The 18,352-nt window shown below is 39.7% G+C and carries 17 protein-coding genes, 7 tRNA genes and 2 pseudogenes; 18 read left to right on the forward strand and 8 right to left on the reverse strand.

What is annotated here, in order from left to right:
* Positions 1-10: 10 nt before the first annotated feature.
* Positions 11-145: a cortex morphogenetic protein CmpA gene (gene cmpA, locus MHB79_RS02565; protein ID WP_012009003.1), complete on the reverse strand. Its 135-nt coding sequence runs from the start codon at positions 143-145 to the stop codon at positions 11-13.
* Positions 146-244: 99 nt separating this feature from the next.
* Here cmpA and MHB79_RS02570 point away from each other — a divergent pair, with 99 nt between their 5' ends.
* From MHB79_RS02570 to MHB79_RS02630, 13 genes are all read left to right on the forward strand, one after another.
* Entirely contained in the window at positions 245-718 is a 474-nt protein-coding gene (locus tag MHB79_RS02570) for a SprT family protein (protein ID WP_003214448.1), read from the forward strand.
* A gap of 193 nt (positions 719-911) precedes the next feature.
* Positions 912-1,886, forward strand: coding sequence for a thiamine pyrophosphate-dependent dehydrogenase E1 component subunit alpha (locus tag MHB79_RS02575; RefSeq protein ID WP_310026135.1), 975 nt, complete (start codon positions 912-914; stop codon positions 1,884-1,886).
* Between the two features lie 23 nt (positions 1,887-1,909).
* A complete protein-coding gene (locus tag MHB79_RS02580) occupies positions 1,910-2,947 on the forward strand; it encodes an alpha-ketoacid dehydrogenase subunit beta (protein WP_310026137.1) in 1,038 nt (345 codons plus the stop codon).
* Positions 2,948-2,964: 17 nt separating this feature from the next.
* Entirely contained in the window at positions 2,965-4,110 is a 1,146-nt protein-coding gene (locus MHB79_RS02585; RefSeq protein WP_340988873.1) for a dihydrolipoamide acetyltransferase family protein, read from the forward strand.
* Between the two features lie 18 nt (positions 4,111-4,128).
* Positions 4,129-5,508, forward strand: coding sequence for a dihydrolipoyl dehydrogenase (lpdA, locus tag MHB79_RS02590; RefSeq protein ID WP_340988875.1), 1,380 nt, complete (start codon positions 4,129-4,131; stop codon positions 5,506-5,508).
* 108 nt (positions 5,509-5,616) lie between these two features.
* Entirely contained in the window at positions 5,617-7,464 is a 1,848-nt protein-coding gene (locus tag MHB79_RS02595; protein ID WP_340988877.1) for a sigma-54-dependent Fis family transcriptional regulator, read from the forward strand.
* Positions 7,465-7,673: 209 nt separating this feature from the next.
* Positions 7,674-7,748: transfer RNA gene (locus tag MHB79_RS02600), tRNA-Asn, on the forward strand.
* Positions 7,749-7,752: 4 nt separating this feature from the next.
* Positions 7,753-7,843: transfer RNA gene (locus MHB79_RS02605), tRNA-Ser, on the forward strand.
* A 9-nt stretch (positions 7,844-7,852) separates the two neighbouring features.
* A tRNA-Glu gene (locus tag MHB79_RS02610) sits at positions 7,853-7,924 on the forward strand.
* A 21-nt stretch (positions 7,925-7,945) separates the two neighbouring features.
* Positions 7,946-8,020, forward strand: a tRNA-Gln gene (locus MHB79_RS02615).
* 30 nt (positions 8,021-8,050) lie between these two features.
* Positions 8,051-8,126, forward strand: a tRNA-Lys gene (locus tag MHB79_RS02620).
* Between the two features lie 7 nt (positions 8,127-8,133).
* A tRNA-Leu gene (locus MHB79_RS02625) sits at positions 8,134-8,216 on the forward strand.
* Between the two features lie 48 nt (positions 8,217-8,264).
* Positions 8,265-8,348, forward strand: a tRNA-Leu gene (locus MHB79_RS02630).
* Between the two features lie 123 nt (positions 8,349-8,471).
* On the opposite strand, the pseudogene MHB79_RS02635 reads toward MHB79_RS02630, so the two are convergent.
* Together MHB79_RS02635 and MHB79_RS02640 are read right to left on the reverse strand one after the other, a co-directional pair.
* Positions 8,472-8,696: pseudogene (locus MHB79_RS02635) on the reverse strand (tyrosine-type recombinase/integrase); the annotation flags it as partial.
* 621 nt (positions 8,697-9,317) lie between these two features.
* Positions 9,318-9,767, reverse strand: coding sequence for a VOC family protein (locus MHB79_RS02640; RefSeq protein WP_340988879.1), 450 nt, complete (start codon positions 9,765-9,767; stop codon positions 9,318-9,320).
* Positions 9,768-9,847: 80 nt separating this feature from the next.
* On the opposite strand from MHB79_RS02640, the gene MHB79_RS02645 reads away from it, so the two are divergent.
* Positions 9,848-10,762, forward strand: coding sequence for a helix-turn-helix transcriptional regulator (locus MHB79_RS02645; protein ID WP_340988881.1), 915 nt, complete (start codon positions 9,848-9,850; stop codon positions 10,760-10,762).
* A gap of 33 nt (positions 10,763-10,795) precedes the next feature.
* Here the strand turns inward: MHB79_RS02645 and MHB79_RS02650 are convergent.
* From MHB79_RS02650 to MHB79_RS02660, 3 genes and pseudogenes are all read right to left on the reverse strand, one after another.
* Positions 10,796-11,300 (reverse strand): annotated as a pseudogene (locus MHB79_RS02650) (YdeI/OmpD-associated family protein).
* A 458-nt stretch (positions 11,301-11,758) separates the two neighbouring features.
* The gene (locus MHB79_RS02655) at positions 11,759-12,103 is read right to left on the reverse strand and encodes a hypothetical protein (protein WP_034620217.1); all 345 of its coding nucleotides are present in this window, start codon (positions 12,101-12,103) and stop codon (positions 11,759-11,761) included.
* A 301-nt stretch (positions 12,104-12,404) separates the two neighbouring features.
* Positions 12,405-13,379: an NAD(P)-dependent alcohol dehydrogenase gene (locus MHB79_RS02660; protein ID WP_310026148.1), complete on the reverse strand. Its 975-nt coding sequence runs from the start codon at positions 13,377-13,379 to the stop codon at positions 12,405-12,407.
* 177 nt (positions 13,380-13,556) lie between these two features.
* On the opposite strand from MHB79_RS02660, the gene MHB79_RS02665 reads away from it, so the two are divergent.
* The 4 genes from MHB79_RS02665 to MHB79_RS02680 all read left to right on the forward strand — a co-directional run bounded on the left by MHB79_RS02665 (position 13,557) and on the right by MHB79_RS02680 (position 16,148).
* Complete coding sequence (locus MHB79_RS02665; protein ID WP_310026151.1) at positions 13,557-13,892, forward strand: winged helix-turn-helix transcriptional regulator; 336 nt, start codon at positions 13,557-13,559, stop codon at positions 13,890-13,892.
* Between the two features lie 145 nt (positions 13,893-14,037).
* A complete protein-coding gene (locus tag MHB79_RS02670; protein WP_310026154.1) occupies positions 14,038-14,838 on the forward strand; it encodes an alpha/beta fold hydrolase in 801 nt (266 codons plus the stop codon).
* Between the two features lie 369 nt (positions 14,839-15,207).
* Positions 15,208-15,585 (forward strand): hypothetical protein, encoded by a 378-nt coding sequence (locus tag MHB79_RS02675; RefSeq protein ID WP_113386744.1) that lies wholly within the window; start codon positions 15,208-15,210, stop codon positions 15,583-15,585.
* Between the two features lie 359 nt (positions 15,586-15,944).
* Entirely contained in the window at positions 15,945-16,148 is a 204-nt protein-coding gene (locus MHB79_RS02680) for a cold-shock protein (protein ID WP_003214229.1), read from the forward strand.
* 281 nt (positions 16,149-16,429) lie between these two features.
* Here MHB79_RS02680 and MHB79_RS02685 read toward each other — a convergent pair whose 3' ends face one another.
* Entirely contained in the window at positions 16,430-16,891 is a 462-nt protein-coding gene (locus MHB79_RS02685; protein WP_106030184.1) for a CarD family transcriptional regulator, read from the reverse strand.
* Positions 16,892-17,139: 248 nt separating this feature from the next.
* The gene (locus MHB79_RS02690; RefSeq protein ID WP_003213908.1) at positions 17,140-18,189 is read right to left on the reverse strand and encodes an NAD(P)-dependent alcohol dehydrogenase; all 1,050 of its coding nucleotides are present in this window, start codon (positions 18,187-18,189) and stop codon (positions 17,140-17,142) included.
* Positions 18,190-18,352 lie beyond the last annotated feature (163 nt).

An 18,352-nucleotide genomic window follows, 5' to 3' on the forward strand; every position in this document is an offset into this window, starting at 1 on the left:
GAGGCGCACCTCAGGATGGGGTGTGCCTTGATGCGACTGAATGTTTTTTTCTGTAGAAGTACCAGCATTGATTCAACAACTTGATTTGGTAATGATTTTTTTCGAAAAAAGCCTTCTGCATCTGATTTTTCAGCCAGTTGGGCATCGCCCATTCCTCCTTTGATCGAAACAGTGGGTGTACCTTCAATGTATGCAAAGGGGAAATTGTCCCGTTCGATGTTTTTATAGAAAGGAACGATCTTGATTGAAGGAGAGAGAGTTACAGCAGTTAACAGAGCATATTTCTGAGCAGTTCTTTGGTAAGGCATTCCGCCATCAGGCTGTTTTTAATGACCGTCTCAAAACGACAGGCGGGCGGTATCTACTTGGAACACACAATATCGAACTGAACCGCCGATACCTAGAGGAACATGGACGAGAAGAATTAATCGGGATCATCAAGCATGAGCTGTGTCATTATCATCTGCATCTTGAGGGAAAAGGCTATCAGCATCGTGACCGTTCCTTTAAAGAGTTATTAAAACAAGTAGGAGCCCCGCGTTTTTGTACACCGCTAAAGACCGTACAAAATAAACGGCGTGTACAGAAACGGCAAGAATATGTCTGCACAGGATGCGGTCAGTATTTTATCAGGAAAAGGCGAGTTGATACCTCTCGTTATGTGTGCGGCGTCTGCAAAGGAAAATTAAAATGGCAGCGTACAATCGGTTCAGAGTGATAAGCATACCTATATGGGATGCTTTTTTTGTGAGATGAAGTAGACATATTGAGACAAATAGAGACGCAAGTCTCATTTTGTCTCTTTTTTGATCGGTGTGAATCGCTCAAAAACCTAAGCTTTCAAGCGCCGTGATGTTGGCACGCTTTTTGCTTGTATAGAAGTGCAAGCAAAAAAGATAGGAGGTTTTATCATGGAAATGGCACTCACAAAAGAAAAAGCCGTTTGGATGTATCGAAAAATGCAGGAAATTCGCCAATTTGAAGATCAAGTACACACGCTTTTTACAAAGGGGATCTTGCCAGGTTTTGTCCATCTTTATGCTGGTGAAGAAGCTGTTGCTGTAGGAGTCTGCGCTCATCTGAATGAACAAGACAGTATTACAAGTACCCACCGTGGCCACGGTCATTGTATCGCTAAGGGCTGTGATCTAAAAGGAATGATGGCAGAAATCTATGGAAAAGCCACAGGCCTTTGTAAAGGAAAAGGTGGATCTATGCACATTGCAGATTTTGATAAAGGAATGCTCGGTGCCAACGGAATTGTTGGAGGCGGCTTTCCACTTGCGTGCGGGGCAGCCCTCACAGCTAAATATAAAAAGACAGATAATGTAAGCGTTTGCTTTTTTGGGGATGGTGCTAACAATCAAGGGACTTTTCACGAAGGAATCAATCTCGCTGCCATCTGGAAACTGCCAGTCATTTTCATCGCAGAAAACAATGGTTACGGGGAAGCGACGCCATTTTCCTATGCTTCAAGCTGCAAATCGATTGTGGATCGAGCCGCCAGTTATGGTATTCCGGGTATTCAAGTAGATGGAAAAGATGTGACAGCCGTTTATCAAGCAGCAGAACAAGCGATAGAACGAGCAAAAAATGGAGAAGGTCCGACATTGATTGAATGCATGACATATCGGAATTATGGTCATTTTGAAGGAGACGCCCAGCGCTACAAAACCAATCAAGAAAAAACCGAACATCAAGAAGAGAAAGATGCCATCACTCTTTTTAAAAATGAATTATTAAAGCAGCAGCAGCTAACGGATCAAGAGATATCAAGTATTGAAGCGGCTGTAGCAGAAGCGATAGATGAAGCCGTGAGATTCAGCGAAGAAAGTGAATATCCAGATCATACTGAATTGCTGACTGATGTGTATGTTTCATATTAATAAACCTGAAAGGGGAGAGGGAAATGACAAGAGAAATCAGCATGTCTAGTGCTTTGAATGAAGCGATTAAACTGGCAATGAGAAGAGATGAAGATGTCATTTTAATGGGGGAAGATGTTGCGGGTGGCGCTCATGTAGATCACTTACAGGATGATGAAGCATGGGGCGGTGTTCTTGGTGTAACGAAAGGAATCGTTCAGGAGTTTGGACGTGAGCGTGTCCTTGACACGCCGATTAGTGAAGCTGGCTATGTAGGCGCGGCTATGGCAGCTGCTTCAACAGGGCTAAGACCAATTGCGGAGCTTATGTTTAATGATTTTATCGGTACTTGTCTGGACCAAGTCCTGAATCAAGGCGCAAAATTCCGATACATGTTTGGCGGAAAAGCAGAGGTGCCAATCACGATTCGAACGACACATGGGGCGGGTTTTAGAGCAGCTGCCCAGCATTCGCAAAGTTTGTATGCACTATTTACAAGCATCCCTGGATTGAAAGTAGTTGTGCCTTCTTCACCATATGATGCCAAAGGGCTGCTGCTGGCAGCCATCGAGGATCAGGACCCTGTCATCTTTTTTGAAGACAAGACGCTTTACAATATCACAGGAGATGTGCCGGAGAGGTATTACACACTGCCGCTTGGTAAAGCAGATGTGAAGAGAGAAGGATCTGATGTAACCATCTTTGCAGTAGGCAAACAAGTGCATACAGCACTCGAAGCGGCAGAGCAATTATCTGCTCAAGGTATTGAAGCGGAAGTGATTGATCCAAGAAGCTTGTCGCCGCTCGATGAAGAGGCCATTCTGACTTCAGTAGAAAAAACAAATCGACTTGTCATTGTCGATGAAGCAAATCCAAGGTGCGGAATTGCCGCAGATATCTCTTCTTTGATTGCAGATAAAGGATTTGATTTACTTGACGCTCCAATCAAAAAAGTAACGGCTCCTCATACACCGGTACCATTTTCACCACCTCTTGAAGATATATATCTGCCAACATCTGATAAAGTTGTGAACACCGTATTAGAGATGATTGGCAAGAGCCATGACAAGATCTTGAACTAAAGAAAGGAGAGAGGGAGATGGCTGTCGAAGTTGTGATGCCTAAATTGGGCATGTCGATGAAAGAAGGAACGGTATCTGTCTGGAATAAGGAGGTCGGTGAGATCGTAAATAAAGGGGAAAGCATTGCAAGCATCAACTCCGAAAAAATTGAAATGGAGATCGAATCACCTGCTGAAGGAACCATATTGGATATAAAAGTGCCCGAGGGAGAAGGTGTACCGCCTGGCACGGTCATCTGCTATATCGGTGAAGGAAATGAACAAGTGGAGGAAAAGAAAGATAGAGACATCCAGTCAAAACCAAAGAAAGAGAGAAAGAAAATCTCACCTGTTGCCCGTAAAATGGCGATTAGCGCAAACCTAGACATTGATACGCTCGTGGGGACAGGACCAGGTGGAAGAATTACGAAAGAGGATGTGCTTCATGCGCTTCCTGAACGGAAAGAGAAAAAACAAGAAGAGAAAAAACAAAACGAAACAGAGCATCAACCTATTAACATGATGCGGAAAACAATTGCCTCAAGAATGATGGAAAGCCTGCAAACAAGTGCACAATTAACCATTACGATGAAAGCGGACGTGACAAAACTTACAAACTTACAACAACAGCTGAATGAAACAGCCATAGCACGTTACGATACAAAGTTGACCATCACCGATTTTGTAGCCAAAGCAGCGATCCTTTCGTTGTTAGAACACCCTGCGATGAACAGTCAATATCATAACGGAGTTGTGGAAACCTTTGAGAATGTTCATCTTGGGATTGCTGCTGCGTTAGATAACGGATTGGCTGTACCGGTCATTCGGCATGCGGAGCGGTTAACGCTGATAGAGCTGGCGAAGAGCATTAAATTGTATGGTCAAAAAGCACGTGAAGGAAAGCTTCTTCATGATGAAATTCAAGGTTCAACCTTTACATTGACCAATCTTGGAGCCTATGGTGTAGAGCATTTCACGCCAATTTTGAATCCTCCGGAAGCAGGTATCCTTGGCGTCGGAACAATGTATGACACCCCTGTTTATCGAGAGGATGAATTGTGCAAAGGGACCATCCTGCCTCTCAGTCTTACGTTTGATCACCGCGTACTGGACGGAGCACCGGCATCCGCATTTTTATCAACGGTCAAAGCACATTTAGAAGAACCAATATCCATTCTTTTATAGGAAGAAGGTGAACGTACCATGACACTGGTCATTATAGGAGGCGGACCAGCAGGTTATGTGGCGGCCATAACAGCCGCCCGTTTTGGCAGGGAGGTTGTGTTAATTGATCAAGGTCAGCTGGGAGGTACTTGCCTCAATGAGGGCTGTATTCCAACCAAAGCACTTTTGCAAAGCGCCGATATGTATGAGCATGTGAAATCGGCGGGACATTTTGGAATTGAGCTTCCAGAACATGAGCCTATCATCCAATGGGATGCTGTCCAAAAACGGAAGCAGTCTGTCGTCAAGCAGCTCACTGATGGTGTTCGCTACTTGATGAATAAAAACAAAGTCACCGTGGTAAATGGGAAGGCTTCATTTCTATCAGCACATGAGCTATTGATAGAAAGTGAAGGAAAGTCTGAAATCATTCAAGCAAAACAAATCATTATTGCATCAGGGGCAGCGCCTGCTGCTTTACCGTTTGCACCTTTTGATGGCGAATGGATTATTCACAGCAAGGATGCCATGTCACTTTCTTCGATTCCAGATTCGCTTTGTATCATTGGGGGCGGGGTGATCGGCTGTGAGTTTGCGAGCATCTTTAGCAGAATGGGATCAAAGGTTTTCATGGTTGAACGGGCAGTGCACATTTTACCTGAAGAAGATCGTGATATTGCACAATGTCTTCACGAGCAGCTCGAAGAAACGGGTGTAGACATTTTGACGTCCGCCGCAGTCAAGCAGCTTGATTCCTCTTCAAGTAAAGTAGTGGTGGAGAATAATCAAGGCGAGCAGTGTGAAATCCAGTCGGATCTTTGCTTAGTGGCCATTGGCAGAACTCCGCGGCTTGGAGAGTTGAATCTTGATCAGGTTGGTATTGAATTTGATAGAAACGGTATCTACGTCAATGAACATATGCAAACCAATCTCCCGCATATCTATGCGTGCGGTGATGTGACAGGTGGGGTCCAGCTTGCTCATACTGCCTTTCATGAAGGAACGGTTGCGGCATCCCATGCATCAGGTGAGCATGTAAAGGTCAATGAGCAAGTGATTCCGAGGTGCATATACACCTCTCCAGAAATCGCCAGTGTTGGTTTAAATGAAGAGAGTGCTAGAAAACAATATGAGGAGATTCGGATAGGGAGATGTGCATTTTCTGCAAATGGAAAAGCATTAATCTTAAATCAACCAGCCGGTCACGTAAAGGTCATTGTAGAACCGCAATATCAAGAAATATTAGGTGTTTCAATTATCGGACCGCATGCAACAGAACTGATTGGACAAGCGGCGGTGATGATGCATACAGAGCTGACCGCTGATACATTAGAGCAGTTTATTGCGGCACATCCGACACTTTCAGAGGCGATACACGAAGCCTTTCTGCAAACCATTGGACGAGCGGTGCACTGCTGAAAAAGGCTTCTTTTCTATCCGATTGACTTCTAGGGTTAGTTAATGATAATTGAAAGCGCTTTTATAATTATCTATAATGAATAAAAAGCCCCTAGAGGAGAGGATGGAATGAATCCGACGCCTTGTTATTTAAATACGTGGAAACGTTTTGTTCGTGAAGGTTTGCTTGATCAGTCTCGTCTGAATAAGAGAGTGGTAGAATCATGGCACAGGTGTAAACAGGCAAATGTGAATCCGTATTTAGATAAAGGACAGTCGTTGTTAGAAAAGGAGCGTTTCAGTGCCCAAAAAAAGAAATATTCATTATTCCTAAATGCGGCTCTTCCTTACTTAAATAAAATCAGTCAGCAATTAAAAGAATCTGACATGCTGGCCTTACTCATCGATGCAGACGGTTATGTGCTAAGTCTGACAGGAAGCGAAAGAACGATGGTGGAAGCAAAAAGAATTAATTTTATGGAGGGTTCACGCTGGACTGAAACAGATGTAGGGACAAACGCGATCGGAACGGCACTCGTCATCGGAGAAGCGGTGACGATCAACGGAACTGAGCATTTTTCTATCGCCTCTCACCATTGGAGTTGTTCAGCCGCTCCTATTCGCGATGCAGGTGGTACAATCATAGGGGTGATTGACATCTCCTGTATGACGGATAACAAGCACCCTTTTATGCTTGGAATGGCTTCAACGGTTGCTTATGCCATCGAGAGAGAAATTCAAGTCCAGCAAAAAAGGAGAGAGCTGGAGCTCATCACTCATTGTCTCCAGCAGGTGGAAACAGGCGAACCGTATGTGGTCTGTAATGAAAAAAAGCAAATTGTGTCTGCCAGCAGGTCGATTAGAGAACGATTTTCAGACTGGTATGGAATGGATGTCGAGCGGCTTAAGGATTATCCATTTGTTATCCGGGGAAAGCAGATCATTCAATCAGAGCAAGACGGAAAGATGCTAGGCATGTCCCTTTCCCTTGAAGAAGCAGCGAAAAGCTGCATCACCGTTTCTTTTGCTCAATTTCCCGGGGAATCAGGAACAAGTAAGGTATTTCAACAGACGCTTAACGAGATGAAGAGAGCAGCACAAACAGATGCTCATGTGTATATTTGGGGAGAAACAGGGACAGGGAAGGAACTCGCCGCTAGAGCCATTCATTCCGCCAGTGAAAGGCATAAAGGGCCGTTTATTGCTGTTAATTGCGGAGCCATTCCTGAAAGCCTGTTAGAAAGTGAGCTGTTTGGCTATGCTGAAGGGGCATTTACAGGGGCAAAACGTCACGGAGCTAAAGGCAAATTTGAACAAGCTCATAAAGGAACACTCTTTCTAGATGAAATAGGCGAAATCCCATATGCGATGCAAGTAGCGCTTCTTCGGGTGATAGAAGAAAGGGCAGTCGTACCGCTTGGCGGGACACACGAAATCCCTTTGGATATTCGGATTATTACAGCGACTCACCGTAATATGAACGAACTGCTGAAGGAAGGAAAAATACGAGAAGACTTGTATTACCGTCTTCATGTCTATCCGATCAATATCCCGCCGCTTAGAGAAAGAAAAGAAGACATTCATGATTTATATCGTTATTACCAAAAGAAGCACCACTGGAATGCAGCGTTTCCTGAATCATTTTTTCAGAAATTGCAAGAGTATCATTGGCCAGGAAACATACGAGAGCTTTTTAATCTGTTTGAGCATCTAAGGGTCCTCTTTCCGAAAGGCGGATGGATTGGTGAATCGCAATACGCTTCAGTATTAGAGGCGGTTGATCAGAAAAAGCAGAAGCTGCATCCAGCAGAGTGTACCGAGACTCCAAAAGAACTCACATTCAGGGAACGCATTCAAATGCAAACAGTGATAGACGCACTGCATAAAACGAAAGGTCATGTGTCAGAAGCAGCGAGGCTAGCAGGGGTGCCAAGAAGTACTTTTTATAAGTGGATGCGAAAGTTTCATCTGTCTTAATCTCATGGAAGGCTGCATCAAGGCCCTTGGTCTACTTGAAGAGGTCGGGGGCTTTCTGCCAAGTTAAACAAATGGCATGGAAAAAGGCTTGACTGTTATATTAGTATATGTTAAATTATAAAAGCCGTCGCAAATTGAGCAGGAATGAAACGCTTAAAAATTCTTGACACATTTTTCTGGCATATATATAATGAAACATGTCTTATTATTCCGCAGTAGCTCAGTGGTAGAGCTATCGGCTGTTAACCGATCGGTCGTAGGTTCGAGTCCTACCTGCGGAGCCATAATGGAGAAGTACTCAAGTGGCTGAAGAGGCGCCCCTGCTAAGGGTGTAGGTCGCGCGAGCGGCGCGAGGGTTCAAATCCCTCCTTCTCCGCCATTATTTTATGGCCCGTTGGTCAAGCGGTTAAGACACCGCCCTTTCACGGCGGTAACACGGGTTCGAATCCCGTACGGGTCATGTTTTGTTTTTTTTATTCGTTGGGCTATAGCCAAGCGGTAAGGCAACGGACTTTGACTCCGTCATGCGTTGGTTCGAATCCAGCTAGCCCAGCCATTTTTTTATATGTTTTTCTGCATAGCAGATGAGCCATTAGCTCAGTTGGTAGAGCATCTGACTTTTAATCAGAGGGTCGAAGGTTCGAGTCCTTCATGGCTCACCATTGTCACGCGGGTGTGGCGGAATTGGCAGACGCGCTAGACTTAGGATCTAGTGTCTTTATGACGTGGGGGTTCAAGTCCCTTCACCCGCATTGTTTTTTCAAACAGTGCACTTATGAATATATGAGCACATCATACACGCGGTCGTGGCGGAATGGCAGACGCGCTAGGTTGAGGGCCTAGTGGGTGAATAACCCGTGGAGGTTCAAGTCCTCTCGGCCGCATCAATGATACCAAGGGTTGTAGACCTTTGGTATTTTTATTTTATATAACTTCTAAATAAATCTGTCCAAAATCTGTCCACTCACCGTAAGTAAGTGGACTTTTTTTGTTAGAGATCGATATTTTTATATAATGTCGTCCAATTTTTCAGCCATAGCCTTTTGTTTGTTAGGAAATAAGTGACCATATACATCTATTGTTGTCCGAATAGATGCATGTCCTAGTCTTTCTTTGATAGTATGATATTCTTCTCCCTGATCAATTAATAAAGCGACGTGATAGTGTCTAAGATCATGAAGTCTAATAACTTTTAAATTTTCATCTTTACTACAGAAATATTTAATTGTTCGCAGATGGTATATACATCATTTGTTTTAAAATCTTTTAATAACGAATTAATTGTGTTTAATTCCTTTAATGGTATAGATTGAGCGGACGATTAAGGTTTACGGCTATTTCAAATAGAATGTTTATGTTCATCATTTGGTTTTATTTAGCCTTGCCATGATTACAACATCAGAGAATAGTTGCTTTTTTTTAACTAAACCATCTATAATTTTTAAAAAAAGTTGCTTTTGTCAACTTCTTAAAATCTTCTTATAAAGCGCGATAATCTTTTTATTTTTGCTTTCCCACTCTTCATTACGCACCATTGGAATATTGAACGCACGTTTGTAAAATCAAAGAAGTCATGGATGATACAGAACGTACGTTAAACCAGTTCTTAAAGCTTAGATAAGGGACACACATTTCCATGGCATTGAGGGCTTAGTGAGGTTAAACTCATGGAGATTCGACTCCTCTCAATTGCAGACAAATAAATAAGATGATAAGTATCTTAGCCATAAGAGCTTTGTTGCTTTTTTATATTAGGTGAACACGATTACATTAAAAAAGCTAAGTGATATATTTCCTCACTGAGCTTTTTATAATGTCCTTAAAAATGGATTGAAATATTAGAACTTCTATTTTTAGACTAAACTATCTAAAAATTGACTTGCGTCGCTGTTGAATTTCCACATAACTCCGAACTTGTCTATTAGCATGCCAAAACTAGATGACCATGGTACAGAAGAGATCGGCATAATAATCGTTCCGTCTTTAGAGAGGTTATCAAAGTACATTTTGTTCGTTTCTTGGTCTCCATCAATTACGCTTATAATAACATTCGTTCCTTGTGTTACTTCACCTGTTACAGCTTGCATAGAAGGTAATACATCAGAAATCATTAATATGTTTTCTGAAAACTCAATGCGAGATTCCATAATCATGCCTTGTTCTTCTAACGAAAGTGGTGCAGATGGATTTTGAGGAAGTGCACCAAAGTTGACCTTTTTTACTGTTCCTTGTAATGCTGTTTCATAAAATTCTAACACGTCTTGTGCAATTCCATTAAATTGTAGATAAGCGATTGCTTTCATATGCTGTTGCCTCCTTATTGGTATATCAGTAGTATAATAGAGGATAGGTGACAACACTATGTCGTATATGGGAGGGTGTTATGCAAAAAATTGAACGACTTATTTCAATTCTTATGATATTGCTACAAAAAGACGTAGTTTCAGCATCAGAGTTCAGTCGTCTTTTTGATGTAACAAAACGTACTATACAACGTGATATGGAAACACTGAATTATGCCAACATCCCTATTTATGCAAAATATGGTCATGAGGGCGGTTATGCACTTATGGAAGAATACAAATTTGATAAGCGTTTATTAAATCACAAAGACATTGAGAATATTATTGTAGCTCTAGATGGATTTGAGCAGTTGACAAAGAATGATGACATTCAAATGACGATACAAAAAATTAGAGGGATGAGTCATGCGGATTTATCACCTAAACTACATCTAACCTTTTATGATTGGATAGGAAGAAGCCAATTACATGAGGAAATGTCTTTAGTCATTCAAGCAATCGAAAATTATTGGTTAATGGAGTTTGATTATGTGGATCAAAAAGGGAATATAACGCATAGAGTAGTCGAACCTTATAAGTTACAGCTAATTGAGATGCACTGGTACTTATTTGGATATAGTTTAGAACGTGAAGACTATCGAACATTTAAATTAACGAGAATAACAGATATAGTGAAGAAAGGATTTTTTACACCTAGACCTGATCATGCCATTAAAGAAAAAAACGAAAAACAACCCGTTGTAAAACCGACTATGGCAAATGTAAAATTACAAATAGATATTAGTGTTAGAGATCAATTTATTGAAAGGTATGGAAGACAATCTGTCGTAAAGAAGACTAAAAGGATTTACATGGCGAACATAGAATTACCTGAAAATCAATTTGCTTATCAGTTTCTCTCAGGGTTCGGTAACAAAGTAAAAATTATTGAACCAAAAGGTTATATTAATAAATACACATCCTTTTTAAAGGAAACATTAATGCTTTATCATTAAGATACCAAATTACTTTGGTAACTGTTTTTATCTCTAATAGTTGATTAGACGCCCATTATCATTCCAAAGACCATATAGTTTATTTTCTCTCGTATTTTTTATAAACTTATCTAATCTTTTATAGTAAATAACAGGGGTATCTTTATAACTTTGTATCGTATCAATTCTAATTCGTCTATAGAGTTCAGGAAGTTGAATGAAATTTTTGTATACTTCTTTGTCTATTTTTATAAAGGTGTTAATTTCTTCATCTATAATGAAAGATTCGGGGCTCATGTCAGGAAGAACAAGCAGTCCTCTTTTTTTCTTTCGTGGAGAAAGCCTTTGAGCCAATTCGGTGTCTGAGATTTTTTTCTTAATGCCATCGATCCAACCAAAACATAAAGCTTCTTCTACGGCATCTAAATATAGGAGGGTATTTGGTTGTTCCGTCATACTAACAATAACCCAACAATATTCATCCGTAGTTGAAATGTTTCTCAAGCCAATCTCTTAAGTCTTGTCTGTTATGTAAAGTAAGCAAATTATTGATTTCCATGTTAGTTTAACTCCTTTCAAACTCTTAACTTACAGCATTATCATTTAAGACTATATAATATATTAACCCAAGTATATAAAATTTATTAGGATACCAATGAAATTATTACGAACGTTTAATAGAATAATACGTATTTATGTTCATTTAGGTAATATTCGCATATAGGTTTTAACTAGCGTAATATAAGGGAGAATATAGGTTCACCAAATTTTCACCACGATATTTGAAAATAGACGATTTTATGTGAATGTGGCGCAAATGAGTGCAAGTGATGTGATTGTTTGCAGGAGACAACCCGTTTCCACGGCATTGAGGGCCTAGTGGGTGAATAACCCGTGGAGGTTCAAGTCCTCTCAGCCGCATCTAAGAAACCAAAGGTGGTAAACCTTTGGTTTTTTAATTTTTTATCACTTTTAAATGAATCTGTCCATTTACCTTAAGTAAGGGGACTTTTTTAATTATCGAGGTTCAACTGTAATCTTAAAAATGACGTAATTATCGTTTATATCATAGGCATAAACCAACGCCGTGCCAAGTGATGAGTAAGAAGATACGACACCACTAGAACTAATGCTAATAAGGTGACTGCCAGAGATGATTTCCCATCTTGTATAGCCATACAGCAATCCAACGTTTGAGTTTCTTAGCATATGGAAATCGACCGTTCCAATTTCATTTGTAGGCTTTGCTATATTGTGAATTTTTGCAGGTTCTTGCGCAGAAGCTTGATTTGTTAAAGCTGGAAGAGCTAATGAAGAAATTGATAATACTGAAACAATTAATCCCTTGTAAAGTTTATTCATAATACTTCCCCCTCAGTTTGGTTTTATTACAAATTCATCACAACATGTAAAATATTTGAATTGTATGGATGTCGAGTATATTTCGAAATTTAACATTCTTCAAGGTCTGTATTTAAAAGAAGATAAGCATTTGTTAGACCGATGTTTTGGGTTCTTAAAAAGCAGGAAAATGTATAGTGATATTGAAGACTTTGCATTAGAAGCAGCTGAATACTTTAGAAGAGCTGGAAGATTTGAAATGGCTACCAAGCATGTACCTCTTACAACAGAAAAATTGAATAATGTCATGTCATTTGATGGTTTATTTGTTATCAAGTAAATTTATGATACGTTTTCCTCGTCCACCTCCAGTTTCTAAGGAATGATGAGCTTTGGCAACATCAGATAAAAGATAAATGCTATCAACAACTGGTCTGACCTTGTTGGAATCTACATAAGATGCTAATTCTTTTAAAAGTTCATTTTTGGGGTTTGCGCTGAATGTGCGAACTCTACGAGAACCGAAAGTAGTTGAAGCTAATATATATATGAAAGACGAAAAACTAGGAAATCCAATAGTAATCATTCTTCCGTTCTTTGTAAGCAGGCGCCTATAATGTTTGAGGTCAGTTCCAACTGTGTCCATGACTACATCAAACTTTTTAAGATCAGTAGGATACGTCTTTTTATAATCAAGTACTTCGTCTGCACCTAGCTCTTGAAGAAAAGTGAGATGTTTTTCGTTTGCAAGAGCAGTTACATGAGCACCTAACATTTTTCCAATTTGAATCGCAATGCTTCCGACTCCTCCACTTGCACCACGTACAAGTAAATTTTCGCCTCTTCTAAGTTTAGCTTGATATTTTAAGGCAATAATTGCAGTAGCACCTACGCCAGGCAATGCCGCGGCTTGTATGAGATCAATCTTTGTAGGAGTTTTAGATATTTTCTCAGGTGATATAGCTACATATTCAGCGGCACTACCAATTTGGCTCCTGAGATTCATAGGAAGAACTCCCCACACTTTATCACCTAATTGATAACTTTTTACGTTCGATCCTACTTCAACAACCTCTCCAGAAAAATCTGCCCCTGTCCCTTTAGGGAATTGATTACCCGTTAATAGTTTTAACTTACCTGATCGAAACAGTGTATCCATAGAGTTTACACTCGACCCATGTATACGAATGAGTACTTCTCCAGATTCTATAACAGGTTTTGATATAGAATCTTCAAAAAGAACATTCGGTGATCCATATTTAGAATATTGTGCAGCACGCATCTTTTCATTTTTCATTTACTCACTCCATCTCCTTGAAAAAGTATTAACTTGAAGGGTTTTATAATCAATTTTGCTCTCTATTACATGGATGACACGGTTTACATATTTGATTATAATAAATGGAATTGATTTAACAAGTACGCAATATAAACTGCTTAAGGAAGGAAAAACTGACTAAGGGGTGGATAAAATATGACTGAAAGTGAGCTGAATAAAGCGATAGCTCCAGCGAATTATGCATTAAATATATTAGCGGGAAAATGGAATTTGAAAATCTTAGCTGTACTATGTAGTTACAAGGAGATTCGATATAATGAGTTAAAGCGTAAAGTGTATGGAATTACAGGAACAATGCTCAATCAATCATTAAAGGACCTGATTGAAAACGGAATTGTTCAACGAGTTCAGTATAATGAAGTTCCATCAAGAGTAGAATATTCATTGACTGGGGCAGGACTAGAGCTGATCCCTATATTTGAACAACTTCTTTTATGGGGCGAAAACCAATTAGAAAAATCAAAGTCATAATAAAATCCATCTACGTGAGAAGTTCGTTAGGGAATCATAGCATAGCTTCCTAACAAAGATTTTATTCACTTTAAGCTATGATGAAGAAAAACAACAAAAAATCTTGAGATTACTAGGGAAGCGCTAGAAAAGGGGATGCAAATACATGTCAATTTACCATAAAGTCATTGGAGAAGGATATCCGATCGTTATATTACATGGTTGGACACTTGACCATCAAGTGATGTTACATGCATTGGAACCGGTATTTGAAAAACAAAGCGGTTGGAAGAGAATATACATAGACTTACCGGGTATGGGACGTTCCGAGCCGCATCCATCTATTCAGAATTCTGATGATATGTTAGAAGCGGTATTGCGTCTTTTGGACGAAATGATCCCTGATGAACAGTTTATTGTTTGTGGTTATTCGTATGGAGGGTACATAGCTAGAGGTATTGTTCATTCACGCCTAGAAACCGTTCGTGGATTACTACTTGTGGCCCCAATGACTATACCTGTATTCGATCAAAGAGTCGTGCCAGAGAAGACCGTTCTAAAAAGTGACAGCAGCTTGATATCACAACTCTCTCCAGAGGAGACGGATGAATTTTGCTCCATGGCAGTTGTGCAAGGAAAACCGGAATGGGAGAGGTTTCGAGATGAAATTTACCTTCCTTCAAAACAAACAAATCATGAATTCATCAATAACATTCTTCAAAATGGATATGGCTATACCTTCGACATTACATCTGAATTTCAGTATCCCACGCTCATTATCACAGGGCGTCAAGACAATGTAGTTGGATATCACGATGCGTGGCGGCTGATCGAAGACTATCCAAGGGCAACCTTTGGAGTGCTTGATATGGCTGGCCACAACCTGCAAATCGAACAACCCGATGTATTTAACTCATTAGTTCATAACTGGTTAATCAGACTTGAGTCGGAAAATGTAAAGAAATAGATTAGGTTTTGTGCAAAATATGTGCAAATCGGAGTCAGGGGTGAATAACCCCGTGGAGGTTCAAGTCCTCTCGGGCATCTCTAAAAAATACCAAGGGTCGTGTACCATTGGTATTTTTTTTGTGTGCTCTTTTACTATAAAGTGATAACAAGATACATCGATAGTATGCTAGCTGTGAAATCTTAATTACTATCCTCTAAAGAATAGTTGTCAGTCATGATGTGATTGTTGTCCATAAAAGAACTGAATAAGCTCTTTTATTCAGCTTTTAGTTTCCTTTCATCTTTCATATTGTTAAATAAAGGTTATAATGAGATAATTTGATAAAAAGAAATTAAGTCGCTTAAGATCAACCAAAGGAGTTATAACATGATAAAAAGGTTTTCTCTAGTTTTACTTACTCTCATGATGTCTATAGTTGTTTTGCTAGTGGCTGCCAAAAATTCCCCTGGGGATCATGTCATTTCATTTGATCAGCCTCACATCTTAATAATATCAATTGTAATAATGGTATGTTTATTCATTCCTCCTTTAGTGATGTCCTTTTTCAGTCACTTGATTGTGAGAACTATATCTAGTGTATACCAATGTTTTATTGTTCTATCTTTTCTGGGGCTCATTCCAATAGGATTTCTTATTCCAGATTTTTTAACAATTGTTGTTTCTGTTGTAGGAACTTTAGCCAGCGTAGCTAGTCTTATAGTAACTTTAAGAATTGATAGAAATAAAGATGCTAACCTTAACTAAAATAAAAATGACATCAATTTTCTAAGAGTACAGTAATGTTTCGTTATTCCTTACTTTTAAATAAAGCTGAAAGATGTCTGAAAAATGGATTGACGTTATAAACTTGTTTATTCCTTTCGGATTGAACACCCTTTTTGCAAAAAAATAGTTTAAAGTCAGAGAAGAACAAAATTGAGTATGATCGTTGATTTTGCTCTTTTAAATCCTAAATTGCAATTATTTCCGAATCATGTTACAATAAGATTAATTATTTTTGTTCGGCGTAAAGGATAGCATGAAGAAAGACTTTTCGTCTTGAGGATACTTTGGGCAAGGATAGTATAATACATTGTGTGATAACGCACTAGGAGGCAACAAACATGGAACAAGGTACAGTAAAATGGTTTAACGCAGAAAAAGGTTTTGGATTTATCGAACGTGAAGAAGGCGACGATGTATTCGTACATTTCTCAGCTATCCAAGGTGACGGATTCAAATCTTTAGACGAAGGTCAAAAAGTAACATTTGACGTAGAGCAAGGTTCTCGTGGAGCTCAAGCTGCTAACGTTCAAAAAACTGCTTAATCTTCATTTTTTTAAAACAGGTTCTCTGTAGAGAGCCTGTTTTTTTGTGCTTTCATTTATTTCTTCAATAAAAAACCCTACTCAGCGTACAAGTAGGGAGATGTTACAAGGTAATCGTAAAAAAATTCATGCTTCAAAGGTTTATCAACAGTATAGCATATTGGATTTACAATATGCGGAATTTGCCTAAATAAATTCTTTTTTCTTTCATTAATTGAAGGGTGGGTCAGAGAACTTGAATTCAAAAATGGTGAGGGATGCCCAAAAGAGCGGCAGAGTTCTTAACAGAAACTTTTGATTTGTTTTTCTGTAATCCCTTTGATGACCTCTAATTCACTTAGCAAAAATTCATGGGCATCATCTAGCATTTTCTTTTCACTTGCATTTAGTGCTTTCTCTTTTTTCATACGCATCAGGTCACGTACAACTTCAGCACCGTCTTGGATGCTACCCGTTTTTATTTTGTTTGTATTAATTGTATGTCGTTCTTTCCATGTCAGTATTTGCTCTGATTTGCCATGCTGGAAAATGTCCATCACATTGTTTAATGCCAGTATATCTGTAACAGGTCTAATGCGTGAACCCGATATTTTCCGTGTTGGAATCATCACTTTCATATGACTGATTGACATATTAATCACATAATACTGTTGTTTTTCATCAGAAAATTCTTTTTCTTCTATGGCTTCAATTATACCTGCTCCGTGCATTGGATAAACAATGTTATCACCAATTTGAAACATATCATCCGCCTCCATATCATGTATCTACTTTAAGGGTACCACACTTAGAGATAAAATAATCAAATTTTTAATAATAACATGTTTATTTATTTTTTGTCAATAAATTTAGTTCTAAAAAAAAGAGATGATTTCATGAAAATGTTGGATGATTTTTGAACATATCCTCTAAAATCTCACTACAAGAAAAACAGGATATCCACCATTAAAAAAGACCAGCCATTGAGCTGGTCTTTCCAGATAGAATCCGATCATAATGTCGAAATATCAATGACAAACCGATAACGCACATCACTTTTCAGCACACGTTCATACGCTTCATCAACTTGACTTGCGTTAATCACTTCAATTTGTGGTGCGATATGGTGAGCAGCTGCGAAATCGAGCATTTCTTGTGTTTCTTGGATGCCGCCAACGAGTGAACCAGCAATGCTACGGCGGCCGGAAATTAATGAAAAGACATGGAATTGATCTGGATTAGGCGGTGCACCGACATTCACTAAGGTTCCATCCACGCGAAGTAAGGATAAATAGGCGTCTACATTGATATTGGCAGAGACTGTATTGAGAATGAGGTCATATTGACCGGCTAATGTTTTAAATGTATCGGGATCACTTGTGGCAAAATAGTCTTTTGCACCAAATGACAGTGCCTCTTCTTTTTTATTCATAGAGCGGCTCAATACCGTGACTTCAGCGCCAAGTGCACGTGCGAATTGAATGGCGACATGACCGAGTCCACCCATCCCGACGATGGCCACTTTTTTACCCGGGCCTGCCTTCCAGTGCTTTAACGGAGAATAAGTGGTAATGCCAGCGCACAGAAGAGGACTTGCGGCATCAAGGGATAGTTGATCTGGAATGCTGACGACAAAGCGCTCTGTCACGACAATCTTCTGACTATAGCCGCCATAAGTTGGTTCTCCGTCATAATCAATGCTATTATAGGTTTGGACGACTCCTTTCGTGCAATATTGCTCGTCTCCGTTTTGGCAATATTCACAGGTGCCGCAGGAATCAACAAAGCAGCCAACGCCTACACGGTCTCCAATCTGAAATTTCGTCACAGCATCACCGACAGCCGTAACAACTCCAGTAATCTCATGACCCGGAACCATTGGGAAAATACCGCCGCCCCATTCATCAAAGGCGCTGTGGATATCTGAATGACAGATCCCGCTAAATTGAATATCAATTAAAATATCATGTGGACGAAGTGCTCTTCGTTCAATGGTTGTCCGTTCAAAATTCGCTTTTGCATGTGAAACACTTAAAACGTTTGATTGGTGCGTCTGACACATTCTGGATCATCCTTTCAAAAGTAAGATTCTGTTCTACTTCTATACTGTACGTCTTAAAGTGAACTCTAAGTCAATAGAGAACCCTCTTCAGGCTTTTCAACATCCTTAAATAAAGAATTGAGCCAAAAGCATCTTGCGTTCTCTATCAAATTGGAGATGATGA

The organism is Bacillus sp. FSL M7-0558, from assembly GCF_038003245.1.
GTDB lineage: Bacteria > Bacillota > Bacilli > Bacillales > Bacillaceae > Bacillus > Bacillus pumilus.